General features: G+C 73.2%; 15 protein-coding genes. 8 read left to right on the forward strand and 7 right to left on the reverse strand.

Annotated elements, in window-relative coordinates; translation table 11 throughout:
- Nucleotides 1-11: 11 nt before the first annotated feature.
- Nucleotides 12-707 (reverse strand): alpha-ketoglutarate-dependent dioxygenase AlkB family protein, encoded by a 696-nt coding sequence (locus tag OG509_RS06035; RefSeq protein WP_406180748.1) that lies wholly within the window; start codon nucleotides 705-707, stop codon nucleotides 12-14.
- A 48-nt stretch (nucleotides 708-755) separates the two neighbouring features.
- On the opposite strand from OG509_RS06035, the gene OG509_RS06040 reads away from it, so the two are divergent.
- Nucleotides 756-1,502, forward strand: a complete 747-nt coding sequence (locus tag OG509_RS06040) for a maleylpyruvate isomerase family mycothiol-dependent enzyme (RefSeq protein ID WP_406180750.1) — start codon at nucleotides 756-758, stop codon at nucleotides 1,500-1,502.
- 108 nt (nucleotides 1,503-1,610) lie between these two features.
- A complete protein-coding gene (locus OG509_RS06045) occupies nucleotides 1,611-1,862 on the forward strand; it encodes a DUF6332 family protein (protein ID WP_406180752.1) in 252 nt (83 codons plus the stop codon).
- A 37-nt stretch (nucleotides 1,863-1,899) separates the two neighbouring features.
- On the opposite strand, the gene OG509_RS06050 is transcribed toward OG509_RS06045, so the two are convergent.
- Together OG509_RS06050 and OG509_RS06055 are read right to left on the reverse strand one after the other, a co-directional pair.
- Entirely contained in the window at nucleotides 1,900-2,832 is a 933-nt protein-coding gene (locus OG509_RS06050; RefSeq protein WP_406180753.1) for a spherulation-specific family 4 protein, read from the reverse strand.
- A gap of 199 nt (nucleotides 2,833-3,031) precedes the next feature.
- On the reverse strand, nucleotides 3,032-3,730 hold the full coding sequence (locus OG509_RS06055) for a TetR/AcrR family transcriptional regulator (protein WP_406180755.1): 699 nt from the start codon (nucleotides 3,728-3,730) through the stop codon (nucleotides 3,032-3,034).
- Between the two features lie 146 nt (nucleotides 3,731-3,876).
- Between OG509_RS06055 and OG509_RS06060 the strand changes: the two genes are divergently transcribed.
- Nucleotides 3,877-4,335, forward strand: coding sequence for a nitroreductase/quinone reductase family protein (locus OG509_RS06060; protein ID WP_406180756.1), 459 nt, complete (start codon nucleotides 3,877-3,879; stop codon nucleotides 4,333-4,335).
- 130 nt (nucleotides 4,336-4,465) lie between these two features.
- Here the strand turns inward: OG509_RS06060 and OG509_RS06065 are convergent, their stop codons facing one another.
- The gene (locus tag OG509_RS06065) at nucleotides 4,466-5,737 is read right to left on the reverse strand and encodes a geranylgeranyl reductase family protein (RefSeq protein ID WP_406187481.1); all 1,272 of its coding nucleotides are present in this window, start codon (nucleotides 5,735-5,737) and stop codon (nucleotides 4,466-4,468) included.
- Nucleotides 5,738-6,037: 300 nt separating this feature from the next.
- On the opposite strand from OG509_RS06065, the gene OG509_RS06070 reads away from it, so the two are divergent.
- Nucleotides 6,038-7,402: a dipeptidase gene (locus OG509_RS06070; RefSeq protein ID WP_406180757.1), complete on the forward strand. Its 1,365-nt coding sequence runs from the start codon at nucleotides 6,038-6,040 to the stop codon at nucleotides 7,400-7,402.
- Nucleotides 7,403-7,510: 108 nt separating this feature from the next.
- Nucleotides 7,511-8,200, forward strand: coding sequence for an MBL fold metallo-hydrolase (locus OG509_RS06075; protein WP_406180758.1), 690 nt, complete (start codon nucleotides 7,511-7,513; stop codon nucleotides 8,198-8,200).
- Between the two features lie 3 nt (nucleotides 8,201-8,203).
- On the opposite strand, the gene OG509_RS06080 is transcribed toward OG509_RS06075, so the two are convergent.
- Nucleotides 8,204-9,244, reverse strand: coding sequence for an NUDIX domain-containing protein (locus OG509_RS06080; RefSeq protein ID WP_406180760.1), 1,041 nt, complete (start codon nucleotides 9,242-9,244; stop codon nucleotides 8,204-8,206).
- A gap of 208 nt (nucleotides 9,245-9,452) precedes the next feature.
- Between OG509_RS06080 and OG509_RS06085 the strand changes: the two genes are divergently transcribed.
- The gene (locus OG509_RS06085) at nucleotides 9,453-10,439 is read left to right on the forward strand and encodes a LacI family DNA-binding transcriptional regulator (RefSeq protein ID WP_406187482.1); all 987 of its coding nucleotides are present in this window, start codon (nucleotides 9,453-9,455) and stop codon (nucleotides 10,437-10,439) included.
- Nucleotides 10,440-10,449: 10 nt separating this feature from the next.
- Here OG509_RS06085 and OG509_RS06090 read toward each other — a convergent pair whose 3' ends face one another.
- Entirely contained in the window at nucleotides 10,450-10,644 is a 195-nt protein-coding gene (locus OG509_RS06090) for a hypothetical protein (RefSeq protein WP_406180761.1), read from the reverse strand.
- Nucleotides 10,645-10,844: 200 nt separating this feature from the next.
- On the opposite strand from OG509_RS06090, the gene OG509_RS06095 reads away from it, so the two are divergent.
- On the forward strand, nucleotides 10,845-11,552 hold the full coding sequence (locus OG509_RS06095; RefSeq protein WP_406180762.1) for a hypothetical protein: 708 nt from the start codon (nucleotides 10,845-10,847) through the stop codon (nucleotides 11,550-11,552).
- A 182-nt stretch (nucleotides 11,553-11,734) separates the two neighbouring features.
- Entirely contained in the window at nucleotides 11,735-12,487 is a 753-nt protein-coding gene (locus OG509_RS06100; RefSeq protein ID WP_406180764.1) for a WD40 repeat domain-containing protein, read from the forward strand.
- Between the two features lie 71 nt (nucleotides 12,488-12,558).
- On the opposite strand, the gene OG509_RS06105 is transcribed toward OG509_RS06100, so the two are convergent.
- Nucleotides 12,559-13,857, reverse strand: a complete 1,299-nt coding sequence (locus OG509_RS06105; protein ID WP_406180766.1) for a DUF6986 family protein — start codon at nucleotides 13,855-13,857, stop codon at nucleotides 12,559-12,561.
- Nucleotides 13,858-13,994: the final 137 nt, after the last annotated feature.

Here is a 13,994-nt window from a genome sequence, read left to right on the forward strand (position 1 = left end):
GGCGCCGACGATCAGTCGGGGGCCGCCCCGAGGCCACCGACCCGCAGGGTGATGTTCAGCCGCCCGGTCAGCCCGAGCCCGGGCGGGGCGGTGCCGGGCAGGACCTTCGGCACCCCGTGATGGGCCAGCCGGGCCGGGCCGCCGAAGACGAACAGATCGCCGCTGCGCAGCCGGACGTCCTGGTACGGGCGGCCGCGCGAGTCGGTGTTGCCGAAGCGGAACACGCACGTATCGCCGAGGCTGAGGGAGACCACCGGAGCCCCCGACTTCTCCTCGGCGTCCCGGTGCATGCCCATGCGGGAGTCGCCGTCGTAGAAGTTGATCAGTGCGATGTCGTACGCGTACGGAGCCGCAGCCGCGGCCGTCGGCGCTACCGCTGCCGCATCGTCGTTCCCGTACGCCGCCGCCACCGCCTCGCGCCCCAGCTCCGCGAGCCAGCCGGGCATCGGCTTGACCGGGGCCCCGTCGCCGTCCACGGCGGTGCGGGCGTACCCGTACGGATACCAGTGCAGCCCGAGGCACACCTGGCGGGCGGTCATCGTCCCGCCGCCGGGAGTCCGTACGGTGCGCAGGCCTGCGGGCGGCCGCGCCCAGGCGCGGCAGGCGGCGAGCAGCTCCCGCTGGCGCCCGGGCCCGAGCCAGTCGGGCACGTGCACGGCGCCGGGGGCGATCTCGGTCCGCTCGCGCGGGAAGAGTTCCCCGTCCATGGCTCCATTCTCACCGGCATTGTCGGTGGCCGGTGCGACACTGCCCGCATGAAGATCTCGGAGTACGTGGAGACGCTTGCGCAGGAAGGCGAGTTGCTCGCCGACACGGCCGAGCGGGCGGGTACGGAGGCCCCCGTGCCCACCTGTCCCGGGTGGCGGGTCGCCGATCTGGTGCGGCACACGGGCGCGGTGCACCGGTGGGCCGCCGGGTACGTCAGGGACGCGGTCGTGGAGCCGGGCCCGTTCCCGGACGCCCCGGAGCTGGTCGGCGCCGAGTTGCTGGCCTGGTACCGGGAGGGTCACGAGGCCCTGGTGCGGACGCTGACCGAGGCTCCGGCCGACGTGCAGTGCTGGACCTTCCTGCCGACGGCCGCGCCGTCACCGCTGGCCTTCTGGGCGCGCCGACAGGCGCACGAGACGGCCGTGCACCGGATGGACGCGGAGGCGGCGCTCGGCGTGGTCTACGCGCCGGTGGCACCTGAGTTCGCTGAGGACGGGGTGGACGAGCTGCTGACCGGCTTCCACGCGCGGCCGCGCAGCCGGATGCGGACGCAGGAGCCGCGGGTGATGCGGGTCCGCGCCGCCGACACGGGCGCGGTGTGGACCCTGCACCTGTCGCCGGAGCCGCCCCGCACGGTGTCGGGCGACACGGGCGACCCGGCGGACTGCGAGGTGATCGGGACGGCGTCGTGGCTGTACGCGGCGCTGTGGAACCGCCTTCCGCTGATGGGACCCGGGGTGACCGGGGACGAGTCGCTGGCGCGGCAGTGGGCCGAGGCGGCCGGGATCGGCTGACGGACTCCAGGGGTGGGGCGGGGCGGGAGCTGGGGGCGCCGCGCGGGCGGTCGAAGCAGCCTCAAGGCACTCTTGTGACGGTGCGGTACGGGATGTGACACTGCGTGGATGGGGCGACGGACGCAGGAGGATCGCGACGCGATCACGATAGAGATCGGCTACGCGTTCGTCAGCGGATGCTTCGCGGCCGCGCTCGTCTTCGGGGCGGTGTACGGCCCCGCCCTGGTCTTCGACGTCTCCCCCACCGCCGACGCGGTGCTCACGGTGGCGGCCGGGGTCCTGGCCGGGGCGGTGTTCCTGTTGCGGATCACCCACGTCCTGTGGCGCTTCGCCCGCCGCCCGGAGAACGACGGCCGCTGACCTCTGGCGCTCCGGCCGCCGCCGACCGCCTCGTCCGTCAGCCCAGGGTGGCGGCGTACAGCGTCTGGGTTCGGTATTTCCAACTCGGCGACTCATCCCAGGGGTTGGGCATCCGCGTGCCGGTCGCGTAGGCGTATCCGGCGCCGCGGTCGAAGGCCGTGCGGAGCGTGGTGCGCATGGCGGTGGCGTCCGGGACGGCGTGGACGAGGTGCCAGAACGCGGTGCCGGTCGGGTCGAGTTCCGTACCGGCGCGGTAGCCGCCCGAGTCTGCGAAAACGTTCCCTCCGAGCCAACCGCTTCCCGTGTACGCGGCGTACGTGTCCTCGAAGGTGACGAAAACGTCCGCGGTGCGGTGGCCGGGCTCCAGGTAGCAGTCGGCGATGGCGGTGCCGGGGTTGTCGACCACCAGCTCGGCGGCCGTGGGGTCCGCGGCGTCCATGGTGTCCTGCACGTACTCGCGCAGCTGCGCGTAGTGGTCGCGGGTGGCGTTACCGGGGCCGCAGTCGCGGCTGACGACGTCGAAGAAGATGCCGTCCACGTGGAGTCGGCCGTCGCGGGTCTTGAGGTAGTTGTCGACGGAGGCCTTGACGGCGGCGATGTCGCGGTTGCCGTGGTCCGTGTGGACGTAGCCGAGGACCTTCGTCTTCTCCCCGGTGGCGGTGGTCCCGGCCCGCAGGACGTCGGCGCGGGCCTGCCAGCGGGCGTCGAAGGGGGTGTCGCCGTTGCCCGGGTTGAGGACGACCACGGACGCGGCGGGCGCGGTGGCGACGAGGTCGCCGAGCATGCGGTCCCCGGCCCATGCGTACGCGGGGACGCCGATCTCCAGGCCCCGCACGCCGGCTGCCCGGGGTCTCGGGGCCGGGACGGCGTCCTCGGCCACCGTGCCGGCCGAGGCGGGCACGGCGGGCGCCGGGGCGGCCAGTAAGGAGGTGACCAGGACGGCGTACAGGGCCTTCACGGCGCGGGCCATGACTGTTCCTCCGACAAGGGGCGGGGGCAGGAGCACGACCCGACGAACACTAGACGGGCGCCCGTTCGGCGAAAGCCGAACCACTCGTATTGATGCGAGGAACAGACAAGCGATCTGTCACCTCATCATGTGAATCACGCGCATCACGCGGCCACACGGGCGGCCGCACAGACAGTCGTACGGATGGGCACCCGGGCCGTCATACGGCGGGCAGCCCGACCCCGTGGGCCAGTTGGCCCGCGGCGTGGGTGAAGAACGTGGCTCGGTCCTCGACGACCCGGTTGAACTGGCCGAACAGCTCGAAGGAGATGAGGCCGACCAACTGCGCCCAGGCCGCGACCAGGGCGGCGGTGACCTCCGGGGGCAGCCCTTCGGCGAAGTCCGCGGTCATCCGTACGGCCTCGGGGCGCAGGGCGGCGGGCAGCGGCGGCAGCGCGAGGCCGCGCCCGGCGTGGGCGGCCCGGACGATGCCGATGAGGGTGTTGCCGACGCGGGAGGCGGGGGCGACCGTGTCCATGGGGGCGCTGTAGCCGGGGACCGGGGAGCCGTAGATCAGGGAGTACTCGTGCGGGTGGTCCAGGGCCCAGGCGCGGACGGCCTCGCAGACGGCCGTCCAGCGCTCGCGGGGGGCGGCGCCTGCGGCGCGGGCGCGGGCGTCGGCCTCCTCGGCGGCGGCGCCGACGCTGTCGTAGGCGTCGACGATGAGGGCGGTGAGGAGCTCATCGCGGCTCGGGAAGTAGCGGTAGAGGGCCGAGGAGACCATGCCCAGCTCGCGGGCCACGGCGCGCAGCGAGAGCTTGGCGGCACCCTCGGCGGCGAGCATGCGGCGCGCCTCGTCCTTGATGGCGGCGGTGACCTCGATACGGGCCCGCTCCCGGGCCCCGCGCACGGTACTCATACGAGCAGTGTGCCAGAAGGCAGAGCACTGCCCAAAAATCAGAGCGCCGCTTCATTCAGAGAGCAGTGCTCTTGCTTTGGGGCAGCAATCCGTGCACACTGATCTCAAGCGAGAGCACCGCTCTCCCAATGCCCCCGGAGCAAGCCATGAACGCGCCCACCCCGTACTACGTCCAGGCCAGCCCGCTCGCCACCCGCTTCAACTCCCTCTTCGGGAAGCTGGCCCGGCTCGGCATCAGCCTGGCCGGCACCGCCGAGCTGTCGGTGCGCGGCCGCAAGTCCGGCCAGATGCAGCGGATCCCCGTCAACCCGCACACGTACGAGGGCGAGAAGTACCTGGTGTCGGCGCGCGGCCACTCCCAGTGGGTCCGCAACATGCGGGTGGCGGGCGGCGGTGAGCTGCGCGTGGGCCGCAAGGTGCGTACCTTCACGGTCACCGAGATCACCGATCCGGTGCAGAAGGCCGCCGTGCTGCGCGCCTACCTGGAGAAGTGGGGCTGGGAGGTCAACCGGTTCTTCCAGGGCGTCACCGCCCGGTCCACCGACGCGGAGCTCCAGGCCACCGCCGGCGACCACCCGGTCTTCCGCATCACCGTGTCGAACTGACGCACACGGAACACGGCGCACCCCACGCTGTGCCCCGCCCCGCCCAAAAACAGCGGCGGCCTTGCCCGCACACCCGGCAAGACCGCCACCCTCGTCCGCACCCCGGCCAGGAAGGGCCCGGGCCGGCGCTTTAAGCCTTCTCCGTCTCCTGGCCCTGGCCCTGGCCTTGTCCCTGCTCCGGACCCTCGGCCCGGTTCCGCGCCTGCTTGCCGTCCAGGATGTGCAGCGCCTTGCGGGCGATCGGATACGTCCGCACCAGGTCCGGCAGCGTCGTCGCACCCCGGGTGATGCGGGCGAAGGCCAGCCACGCCGGCCGGAAGCCGGTGATCGCCGCGTGCATCAGCCCCGGCCGGGCCTCGAAGGCGGTCAGCATCCGCTTGCCGACGCCCATCTCCACGCCCAGTCCGGCCTTGACCGCGAACGCGTAGTTCAGGGCCTGGCGGCGCGCGTCCACCGCGTCCTGCGCCTCGGAGATCTTCACCGCCCACTCCCCGGCCAGCCGGCCCGAGCGCAGCGCGAAGGAGATCCCCTCGCGGGTCCACGGCTCCAGCAGTCCGGCCGCGTCGCCCGCGACCAGGACCCGGCCCCGCGACAGCGGCGATTCGGGCTTGCGGCAACGGGTCAGGTGCCCGGACGAGATGGCGGGTTCGAAACCGGCGAGTCCGAGCCGGGCGATGAAGTCCTCCAGGTACCGCTTGGTCGCGGCCCCCTCGCCCTTCGCCGAGATGACCCCGACGGTCAGGGTGTCGCCCTTGGGGAAGACCCAGCCGTAACTGCCGGGCAGCGGGCCCCAGTCGAGGAGCACCCGCCCCTTCCAGTCCTCCGCGACCGTCTCCGGAACCGGGATCTCCGCCTCCAGGCCGAGGTCCACCTGCTCCATCTCGACGCCCACGTGCGCGCCGATCCGGCTCGCACTGCCGTCCGCGCCGACCACCGCGCGCGCCAGGACGGTCTCCCCGTCGGCGAGGACCACGGCGACCGTGCGCCGGTCGGGCACCGCCGCCCCGTGCTGCTCGACCCGCGTGACGGCCGTACCCGTACGGACGGTGGCGCCGGCCTTCTCGGCCTCGGCGACCAGCGCCGCGTCGAACTCCGGCCGGTTGACGAGGCCGAAGAGCATCTGCCGCGAACGGCGGGTCCGGGTCAGCTTCCCGTTCAGCGAGAAGGTGACCGCGTGGATGCGGTCCTGGAGGGGCAGGACGAACCCGGGCGGGAGGGCGTCGCGCGAAGGGCCGATGATCCCGCCGCCGCACGTCTTGTACCGGGGCAGCTCGGCCTTCTCCAGCAGCAGTACGCGCCGCCCGGCCTTCGCCGCCGCGAACGCGGCCGAGGCGCCGGCCGGCCCGGCCCCGACCACGACCACGTCCCATACCTCACCGGTGCCCCCGGGCACCTCGGCCACCCCGTCCTCCGCCCCCTGAGCGGCCTGCCCTGCTGCTGAGTCGGGTCCCCCGACGGTGCTGTCGTCGCTGCTCACGATGTGCTGCTGCTCCTGATCATGCGGTTGCTCCGATGCAGCCAAATCCTACGGCGCGAGTCCGGCCCGTCCTGCTGTGCGAGGATCGGGACTGTCTTTCGCCGTACCCGGCATACGCCCACCACGCGGATGCGGGCGGCGTACACGTACCGCCGAGTACACATACCCGGCGTACGCGTACACGGCGTACACCTACACAACGTCGCACCCAAGAGGAGCGTGCCCATGTCCCAGAATCCGATCGCCGAGACCATCGCCTCGCTGATGCCCCGCGCCAAGCAGGAGCTGAGCGAGCTGGTGGCCTTCCAGTCGGTGGCGGACTGGGCGCAGTTCCCGCAGAGCGAGAGCGAGGGCGCGGCCAACTGGGTGGCCGACGCGCTGCGCGCCGAGGGCTTCCAGGATGTGGCGCTCCTCGACACCCCGGACGGCACCCAGTCGGTGTACGGCCTTCTGCCCGGCCCGGAGGGTGCGCCGACCGTCCTCCTGTACGCGCACTACGACGTGCAGCCGCCGCTGGACGACGCCGCCTGGATCTCCCCCGCCTTCGAGCTGACCGAGCGCGACGGCCGCTGGTACGGGCGCGGCGCCGCGGACTGCAAGGGCGGGTTCGTCATGCACCTGCTGGCGCTGCGCGCGCTGAAGGCCAACGGCGGGGTGCCGGTGAGCGTGAAGGTGATCGTCGAGGGCTCGGAGGAGCAGGGCACCGGCGGCCTCCAGCAGTACGCCGAGGCGCACCCGGAGCTGCTGACCGCCGACACGATCGTCATCGGCGACACGGGCAACTTCCGGCTCGGCCTGCCGACGGTCACGGCCACCCTGCGCGGCATGTGCCTGATCAAGGTGAAGATCGACACCCTCGGCGGCAACCTGCACTCCGGCATGTTCGGCGGCGCCGCGCCCGACGCGCTGGCCGCGCTGATCCGGCTGCTGGACTCGCTGCGCGCCGCGGACGGTTCGACGACCGTCGACGGCCTGGCCTCGGACGCCGCCTGGGAGGGCCTGCAGTACCCGGAGGCGGACTTCCGCGCCGACGCGAAGGTGCTGGACGGGGTCGGGCTGATCGGCGAGGGCACCATCGCGGACCGGCTGTGGGCCCGCCCGGCCGTCACCGTGCTCGGCATCGACTGCCCGCCGGTCGTCGGCGCCACCCCCTCGGTGCACGCGAGCGCCGGCGCGCTGATCAGCCTGCGCGTGCCGCCGGGCGTGGACACGGCCGACGCCGTCAAGCTGCTGGAGGCCCACCTGGTGGCGCACACCCCGTGGCAGGCGCGCCTCGAACTCGAAGTCGTCGGCCAGGGCCAGCCGTTCCGGGCGGACACCGACAGCCCGGCGTACGCGTCGATGAAGGCGGCCCTGCAGGAGGCCTACCCGGGCCAGGAGATGCAGATCAGCGGTATGGGCGGATCGATTCCGCTGTGCAACACGCTGAACTCGCTCTACCCGGAGGCGGAGATGCTGCTGATCGGGCTGAGCGAGCCCGAGGCGCAGATCCACGCGGTGAACGAGAGCGTCTCGCCGGAGGAGCTGGAGCGGCTGTCGGTCGCGGAGGCCCTGTTCCTGGTCAACTACGCGGAGTCCAAGCGCGGCTGACCTGAGGACCGGTCGGCCTGTCGGGCTGCGCTACGGGCGAACTCCGCTCCCGGTGAAAGGCCGGCCGGGAGCGGAGCCGACGGACGGACACGGACGTACGTTCGGGGCATGGATCTTGTCGAAGTACTCCCGCAGCGGCTCCACATGCTCCGTTTCCCGATCGGCCAGGCGTACCTGTGGCGCGACGGTGAGGCCCTGACCCTGATCGACTCCGGCCACGTCGGCGCCGCGGCGGCGATCGAGGAGGCCGTCCGCTCCCTGGGGCTGAGCCCGGAGCGGCTGGAGCGGATCGTCCTGACCCACTGCCACCGCGACCACGTCGGCGCCGCGGAGGAACTCGCCGGGCGCTGGGGTGCGCAGGTGCTGGCGCACCGGCTGGACGCCCCGGTGATCCGGGGCGAGCTCCCGGTCCCGGAGCCGGTGCTGATGGACTGGGAACTCCCGCTGTACGCGCACGGCCTGACGGTGCCGCCGGCGCCGCCGACGCGGGTCGACCGGGAGGTCGAGGACGGGGAGGTGCTCCCGTTCGGCGGCGGAGCGGTGGTGGTCCACGCCCCGGGCCACACGCCGGGCAGCATCGGCATCCATCTGCCGCGCCACGGAGTGCTGTTCGCGGGCGACTGCATCGCGGGGGTGGACCGGGTGATGCTGGGCGTGTTCAACGTGGACCGCGCGGGGGCCCAGGCCTCGTTCCGGAGCCTGGCGGCGCTGTCCCCGTCGGTGGCCTGCTTCGGCCACGGCGACCCGCTCACCGAGTCCGCGGCGGCCACCCTCAGCGCAGCCGCGGACACGCTCTAGGGGTCACGGCGTGGGGCGGCCGGCCTCCAGGTAGAGGGGGCGGCCGCGCTCGCGGGCCCGCAGGGCCCAGCGGAGGCGCTCGTAGCGGACCGGTGGGAGCAGGCCCGCCGCCTCCTCCTCCGTGACGAACCGCCACGCCCGCAGCTCCGGACCCGGAAGCCGGAGCCCCGCCGCGGCGGCGGGTGAGAGCCGGCCACCGTCGAACAGCAGCCGCAGTCCCCCGTACGCCGGAGGCACCGGCGGCTCCCAGTCCACGACCAGCAGCCCCGGTACGGCGTCCAGCCTCAGGCCCAGTTCCTCCGCGACCTCCCGCACGCCCGCGCCGCCCGGCGCCTCGCCCGCCTCCACGACCCCGCCCGGGAACTCCCAGCCCGGCTTGTACGTCGGATCGACCAACAGCACCCGGTCCTCGTCGTCGAACAGCAGCACCCCGGCCGCCACCGTCTCCCGGGTCGGCTCCGGCGTCTGCACGATGTCGCAGACCCGGGCCGCGTCCGTGCGTACGGCTTCGGCTATCCGCTCCGCCGTCTGCCGCACGCTCAGGGCGCCGTTGTCGATGACGTGCGCGTCCGCCGCCAGCCAGCCGCCCAGCGCCTGCTGGTAGGCGGGGATGTGGTCGTACGCCCACTGACGCACCCTCACGTCCACGTCGGCGGGGTCCCCCGGCTCCTCCCGCGTCGCGATCCGCTCGCGCAGGATCGTTTCCTCCGGGGCGAGCAGCACATGCCGCACCGGAATCCGGCGCGCCGCCAGCCCGCCGAAGATCTCGTCCCGGTACTCCTGCCGCAGCAGCGTCATCGGCACCACCAGCACCCCGCCCAGCTCCGCGAGCATCGCGGCGGCCGTGTCCACCACCAGGCGCCGCCAGCTCGGCAGGTCCTGGTAGTCGGAGACCTCCGCGAGGCGTTTGCGCGGCAGCAGTTGGCGTAGTGAGTCGCCGACGAGCTCCGGGTCGTACAGGGTGCTGTCCGGCAGGATCCCGGTCAGTTCGCGGGCCGTGCTGGTCTTCCCGGCGCCGAATGTGCCGTTGATCCAGACAATCACGTCTACCCCTCTCCCCATGGCTCGTCCGGAGCCCCCAGTGGCTTGCCCGCATCACCCTGCCACGGAAACCCACTCCCCGGCCCAGTGCTTATCCTCAAGGTCGGAAAGATCGGATCCCAGACCCGCCCACCCCGCCACCTCCGGAGGTTTCCGTCCCGTGCCGCAGACCCGCCGCCCGTCCGACCCCCGCTACGGCAACCGGCCGACCATGAAGGACGTGGCGTCCCGCGCGGGCGTGGGCCTCAAGACGGTCTCGCGTGTGGTCAACGGCGAGGCGGGGGTCACCCCGGACACCGTGCGGCGGGTCCAGGAGGCCATCGACGCGCTCGGTTTCCGCCGCAACGACAGCGCCCGCGTGTTGCGCAAGGGGCGTACGGCCACCGTCGGGCTGGTCCTGGAGGATCTCGCGGACCCCTTCTACGGACCGCTGAACCGGGCCGTGGAGGAAGTGGCCCGGGCCCACGGGGCGCTGCTCATCAACGGGTCCAGCGCCGAGGACCCCGACCGGGAGCGGGAGTTGGCGCTGGCGCTGTGCGCGCGCCGGGTGGACGGGCTGATCGTGATCCCGGCCGGGGACGACCACCGCTACCTGGAGCCGGAGATCCGGGCGGGGGTGGCCACGGTGTTCGTGGACCGGCCGGCGGGCCGGATCGACGCGGACGTGGTGCTGTCGGACAGCTTCGGCGGTGCCCGCGCGGGCGTCGCGCACCTGATCGGGGGCGGCCACCGCCGGATCGGCTTCATCGGGGACCACCCGCACATCCACACTGCGACGGAGCGCCTGCGCGGCTACCGCGCGGCGATGGCGGACGCGGGCCTGCCGGTGGCGGAGTCCTGCGTCTCCCTCGGCTCGACCTCCCCGGACCGCGTCCGGGAGGCGGCCCGCGCGATGCTGACGGGCCCCGACCCCGTCACGGCGGTTTTCGCCGGGAACAACCGGGTGACAGTGACGCTGGTACGGGTCCTGGCCGAGCACCCGGTGCCGGTGGCCCTGGTCGGCTTCGACGACTTCGAGCTGGCCGACCTGCTGCGGCCCGGGGTGACGGTGGTGGCCCAGGACCCGGCGGCCCTGGGCCGGGTGGCCACGGACCGCCTGTTCCAGCGCCTCGCGGGCGCCGCCCTCGACCCGGCCCGCATCGAACTCCCGACCCGGCTGATCCCCCGCGGCTCGGGCGAAATCCCCCCGGCCGCATAAGGGGTTCGCTTCAGAAGATCAGCCCGCGCAGTACGGGTACGGCCCCGCCGGCGGCGGTGAGCCCGGCGAGTACGGACAGGGCGACGGGAACGCCGCCCAGGAAGCTCAGCCCGCCGACCACGCCGCCGATCAGCAGGGCGCTGACGAGCACGACGGCGGTGTGCAGGGACAGGAACGGCTGCTGCGTCTCACGTGGAGTGGTCATGGCTCGATTGCACCCCCGGCCGGGCCGCCGGCAGGCACGTACGGAACGAACCCGGTCCGAGCCGATCGCCCCGGAAACCCCCTGAACGACACTGGTGTTCGGCGGAACGCGCCCCCCGTTCCGAGCTGTTCGGGAAAGTTCCGGACTGTTCCGCCCGCGGCGTTCTAACCTGGGCGGCCACACATGGCCGAGGGGGGGACATGGGGGACATCGCGCCGCAGCCGCACGGCACCTTCACGACCTTCGAGGAGGGACTCGCCGCGCTCGCCGGTGATCTGACGCGATTACGGATCGAACGGGGCATGCCCTCGGACCGCGATCTGGGAGCGCGCGCGACCGGATCCATGACGCAGATCCGGCTGGCGGTGGCCACCCAGAGCGACATCTTCAACGGCAAGCGGCTCGTCCGGTTGGACACCTTCATGGCGCTGGTCCGGGTCCTGCTGTCCTACGACGAATACGGCCGTCCGACCGCCGTCCCCTCCCACACGGCACCCGAACTCGATGCCTGGCGTCGGCGCTGGCGGGAACTTGCCGCGCTGCAGTCCTCCGGGCACTCCCGTGCCCGTGCGGCCCGCGCCGCGCAGAGCGCCACCGAGGGCGCGGAAGCGGTACGGGAGTCCCTTGGGGAATCGGCCACCGGACCCCGCGCCCCCGCCGAGCCCCACCAGCCCGCCGACTCCCTCGGCCCGGCCGACCGGGCCCGGACACCACGGCATCCTGAACCGGTGGCCGATCCGACGGCCGGACCGGCCCCCGAGCCCACCGCCCGACCGGACCCCGACCAGCCCGTCGGCCCGCCCGCCGGTCCGCCCACCCGCCCGGCCCCGTACGCCCTCCGGCACCGCCTCGTCGGGCACCTCGCCTGTGGGACACGACGACCGGCCTGTCCGTCGGCCCGCCGCTGAGCGACCACGCCGGCCGGGTCGAGGACATCGCCTTCTCGGCGACCGGACGGCTCCTGGCCACCTCGTCCTCCGACGAGACGGTCCTGCTGTACGAACGGGCCGCCACACCCCGTACGACACCGCTCGCCGCCAAGGCCCTGGCCTCCGCGCCGGGAGAACGGCAGCCGGTCCGACTGCCGCCCGTGCAGGCCGGAGCCGCCCTCGTCAGGGTGGCCTGCTCCCCCGACGGCCGCCTCGTCGCTGCGACCACCGGTGCGGGATCCGTACAGGTGTGGGACCCGGTCACGCGTCTCCCCATCGGACCACCCCTGGTCGAGGGCACCGTCCTGCCCTGGTGTCTGGCGTTCTCGCCCGACGGCCGACTCCTCGCCACGGGGAGCGCGGACTGGACTCTGGCGCTCTGGAAGGCCTCGGGAAAACGCCTCGGCGAGTCCCCGCAGGCCCACGTCAACGAGGTCGTGGGAATCGCCTTCGCCCCGGACGGGAGGCGTCTGGTCAGCTCCGGCGCGGACGGCCGGGTGCAGTGGTGGGCTGCCGGCCCACGGCTGCGCTTCGACGGCCTCTCGCTCGGCCACCAGGGCACGGTGTGGTCGGCGGCGTTCTCACCGGACGGAACCGTCCCGGCCACTGCGGGAGCTGACGCCACCGTGCGGCTGTGGGAGCCGAACGGCGGCGGGCAGATCGGCGAGCCGCTGACCGGCCACTCCTCGGCGGTGTACGAAGTGGCGTTCTCGCCGGACGGGCGCCTGCTGGCCTCGGCCGGCGAGGACGGCCGGGTCCGGTTGTGGGACCCGTCGGCTGGCCGGCCCGTGGGCGGTCCGCTCGAAGGCCACGCCGAGGCCGTCAACGCCGTGGCCTTCTCCCCCGACGGGAGCCTGCTCGTCACCGCGGGCCGGGACGGAACCCTGAACCGCAGGATCATCGGCCCGCCGTAAAGCGCGCCATGACACGCCGCGAGGCCCGGCCGGGGCGTCCCCGGACCGGGCCTCGTCCATCAAACGGCGGATCAGGCGGTCGCCGTCAGCGTCGCCGAGCGGCGCGGGATCGCGAACGCGTCCAGCTCGGCGCGGGTCAGGCCGGTCAGGGCGGTGACCTCCTCCGCACCCACCGCGCCGCAGTCCAGGCCGCGGACCAGGTAGCCGGCCAGGGCCTTGGCCGTGGCGGGCTCGTCCATCACGTCGCCCTCGATCTTCGCGACGTACGCCTTCAGCCGCGCGGCAGCGGCTTCGAGGCCCTCGCGGTAGAAGGTGAACACCGCCGCGTAGCGGGTCGGCAGGTGGCCCGGGTGCATGTCCCAGCCCTGGTAGTACGCGCGGGCCAGGGCCCGGCGGGTGAGGCCGTAGTGCAGCTTCCACGCCTCGTGGACGTGCTCGGTGCTGCCGATCGGCAGGACGTTCGTGGAGCCGTCGGAGACGCGTACGCCGGTGCCGGCGGCCGCGACCTGCATGATTGCCTTGGCGTGGTCGGCGGCGGGGTGGTCGCTCGACTGGTACGCGGCGGAGACCCCGACGCAGGCGCTGTAGTCGAAGGTGCCGTAGTGCAGGCCGGTGGCGCGGCCCTTGGAGGCCTCGATCATCCGGGCCACGGTGGCGGTGCCGTCGGAGGCGACGATCGACTGGCTGGTCTCGATCTGGATCTCGAAGCCGATCCGGCCCGGGCGCAGGCCGCGGGCGGTCTCGAAGGCCTCCAGCAGCTTGACGAAGGCGCTGACCTGCTCGGCGTACGTGACCTTCGGGAGGGTCAGGACGAGGCCCTCGGGCAGCCCGCCGTGCTCCAGCAGCCCGGACAGGAAGATGTCGGTGGTGCGGATGCCGCGGTCGCGGACGTTGGACTCCATGCACTTCATGCGGATGCCCATGTACGGGGCGTTCGTGCCGTTGGAGAAGGCTTCGGAGACGAGGCGGGCGGCGCGGGCGGCCGCCTGGTCCTCCTCGTCGTCGGAGCGGACGCCGAAGCCGTCCTCGAAGTCGACGCGGAGGTCCTCGATGGGCTCGCGCTGCAGCTTGGCGCGGACCCGGTCGTAGACCGGTACGGCGAGCTCGTCGGAGATGCCGAGGACCTTGGCGAAGGTGGCGGCGTCCGGGGCGTGCTCGTCGAGGGCGGCGAGGGCCTGGTCGCCCCAGGAGCGGATGGTGTCGGCGGCGAAGACGTCACCGGGGACGTAGACCGTGTGGATGGGCTGGCGGGTGCCGGGGTCGCCCGGGTAGTGGCGCGCGAGCTCCGCGTCCACCGGCGCGAGGGAGGCGCTGATCCCCTCGCTGACCGCGCCTGCGAGGCTCGTCGCCACCTTCTCCTGCTGACCCATCGTGCACTCTCCTCTTTTTCCGCTTCACGGAAGCATAGATCCGCATAGCAGAATTTAATGAGGGGTTCTTGTCTAGTCAATGGTTGCAGGAAACACCTCGGGGCCGCGTGGTGAGTGTCACCACGCGGCCCCGAGTC

This window comes from Streptomyces sp. NBC_01006 (assembly GCF_045162725.1).
Classification (GTDB): domain Bacteria; phylum Actinomycetota; class Actinomycetes; order Streptomycetales; family Streptomycetaceae; genus Streptomyces.

What these genes read in the sequence shown, in the direction of transcription:
- OG509_RS06035 (WP_406180748.1), bottom strand. Translation starts at nt 707, where the DNA reads ATGGACGGGGAACTCTTCCCGCGCGAGCGGACCGAGATCGCCCCCGGC.
- OG509_RS06040 (WP_406180750.1), top strand. Translation starts at nt 756, where the DNA reads ATGAAGATCTCGGAGTACGTGGAGACGCTTGCGCAGGAAGGCGAGTTG.
- OG509_RS06045 (WP_406180752.1), top strand. Translation starts at nt 1,611, where the DNA reads ATGGGGCGACGGACGCAGGAGGATCGCGACGCGATCACGATAGAGATC.
- OG509_RS06050 (WP_406180753.1), bottom strand. Translation starts at nt 2,832, where the DNA reads ATGGCCCGCGCCGTGAAGGCCCTGTACGCCGTCCTGGTCACCTCCTTA.
- OG509_RS06055 (WP_406180755.1), bottom strand. Translation starts at nt 3,730, where the DNA reads ATGAGTACCGTGCGCGGGGCCCGGGAGCGGGCCCGTATCGAGGTCACC.
- OG509_RS06060 (WP_406180756.1), top strand. Translation starts at nt 3,877, where the DNA reads ATGAACGCGCCCACCCCGTACTACGTCCAGGCCAGCCCGCTCGCCACC.
- OG509_RS06070 (WP_406180757.1), top strand. Translation starts at nt 6,038, where the DNA reads ATGTCCCAGAATCCGATCGCCGAGACCATCGCCTCGCTGATGCCCCGC.
- OG509_RS06075 (WP_406180758.1), top strand. Translation starts at nt 7,511, where the DNA reads ATGGATCTTGTCGAAGTACTCCCGCAGCGGCTCCACATGCTCCGTTTC.
- OG509_RS06085 (WP_406187482.1), top strand. Translation starts at nt 9,453, where the DNA reads ATGAAGGACGTGGCGTCCCGCGCGGGCGTGGGCCTCAAGACGGTCTCG.
- OG509_RS06090 (WP_406180761.1), bottom strand. Translation starts at nt 10,644, where the DNA reads ATGACCACTCCACGTGAGACGCAGCAGCCGTTCCTGTCCCTGCACACC.
- OG509_RS06095 (WP_406180762.1), top strand. Translation starts at nt 10,845, where the DNA reads ATGGGGGACATCGCGCCGCAGCCGCACGGCACCTTCACGACCTTCGAG.
- OG509_RS06105 (WP_406180766.1), bottom strand. Translation starts at nt 13,857, where the DNA reads ATGGGTCAGCAGGAGAAGGTGGCGACGAGCCTCGCAGGCGCGGTCAGC.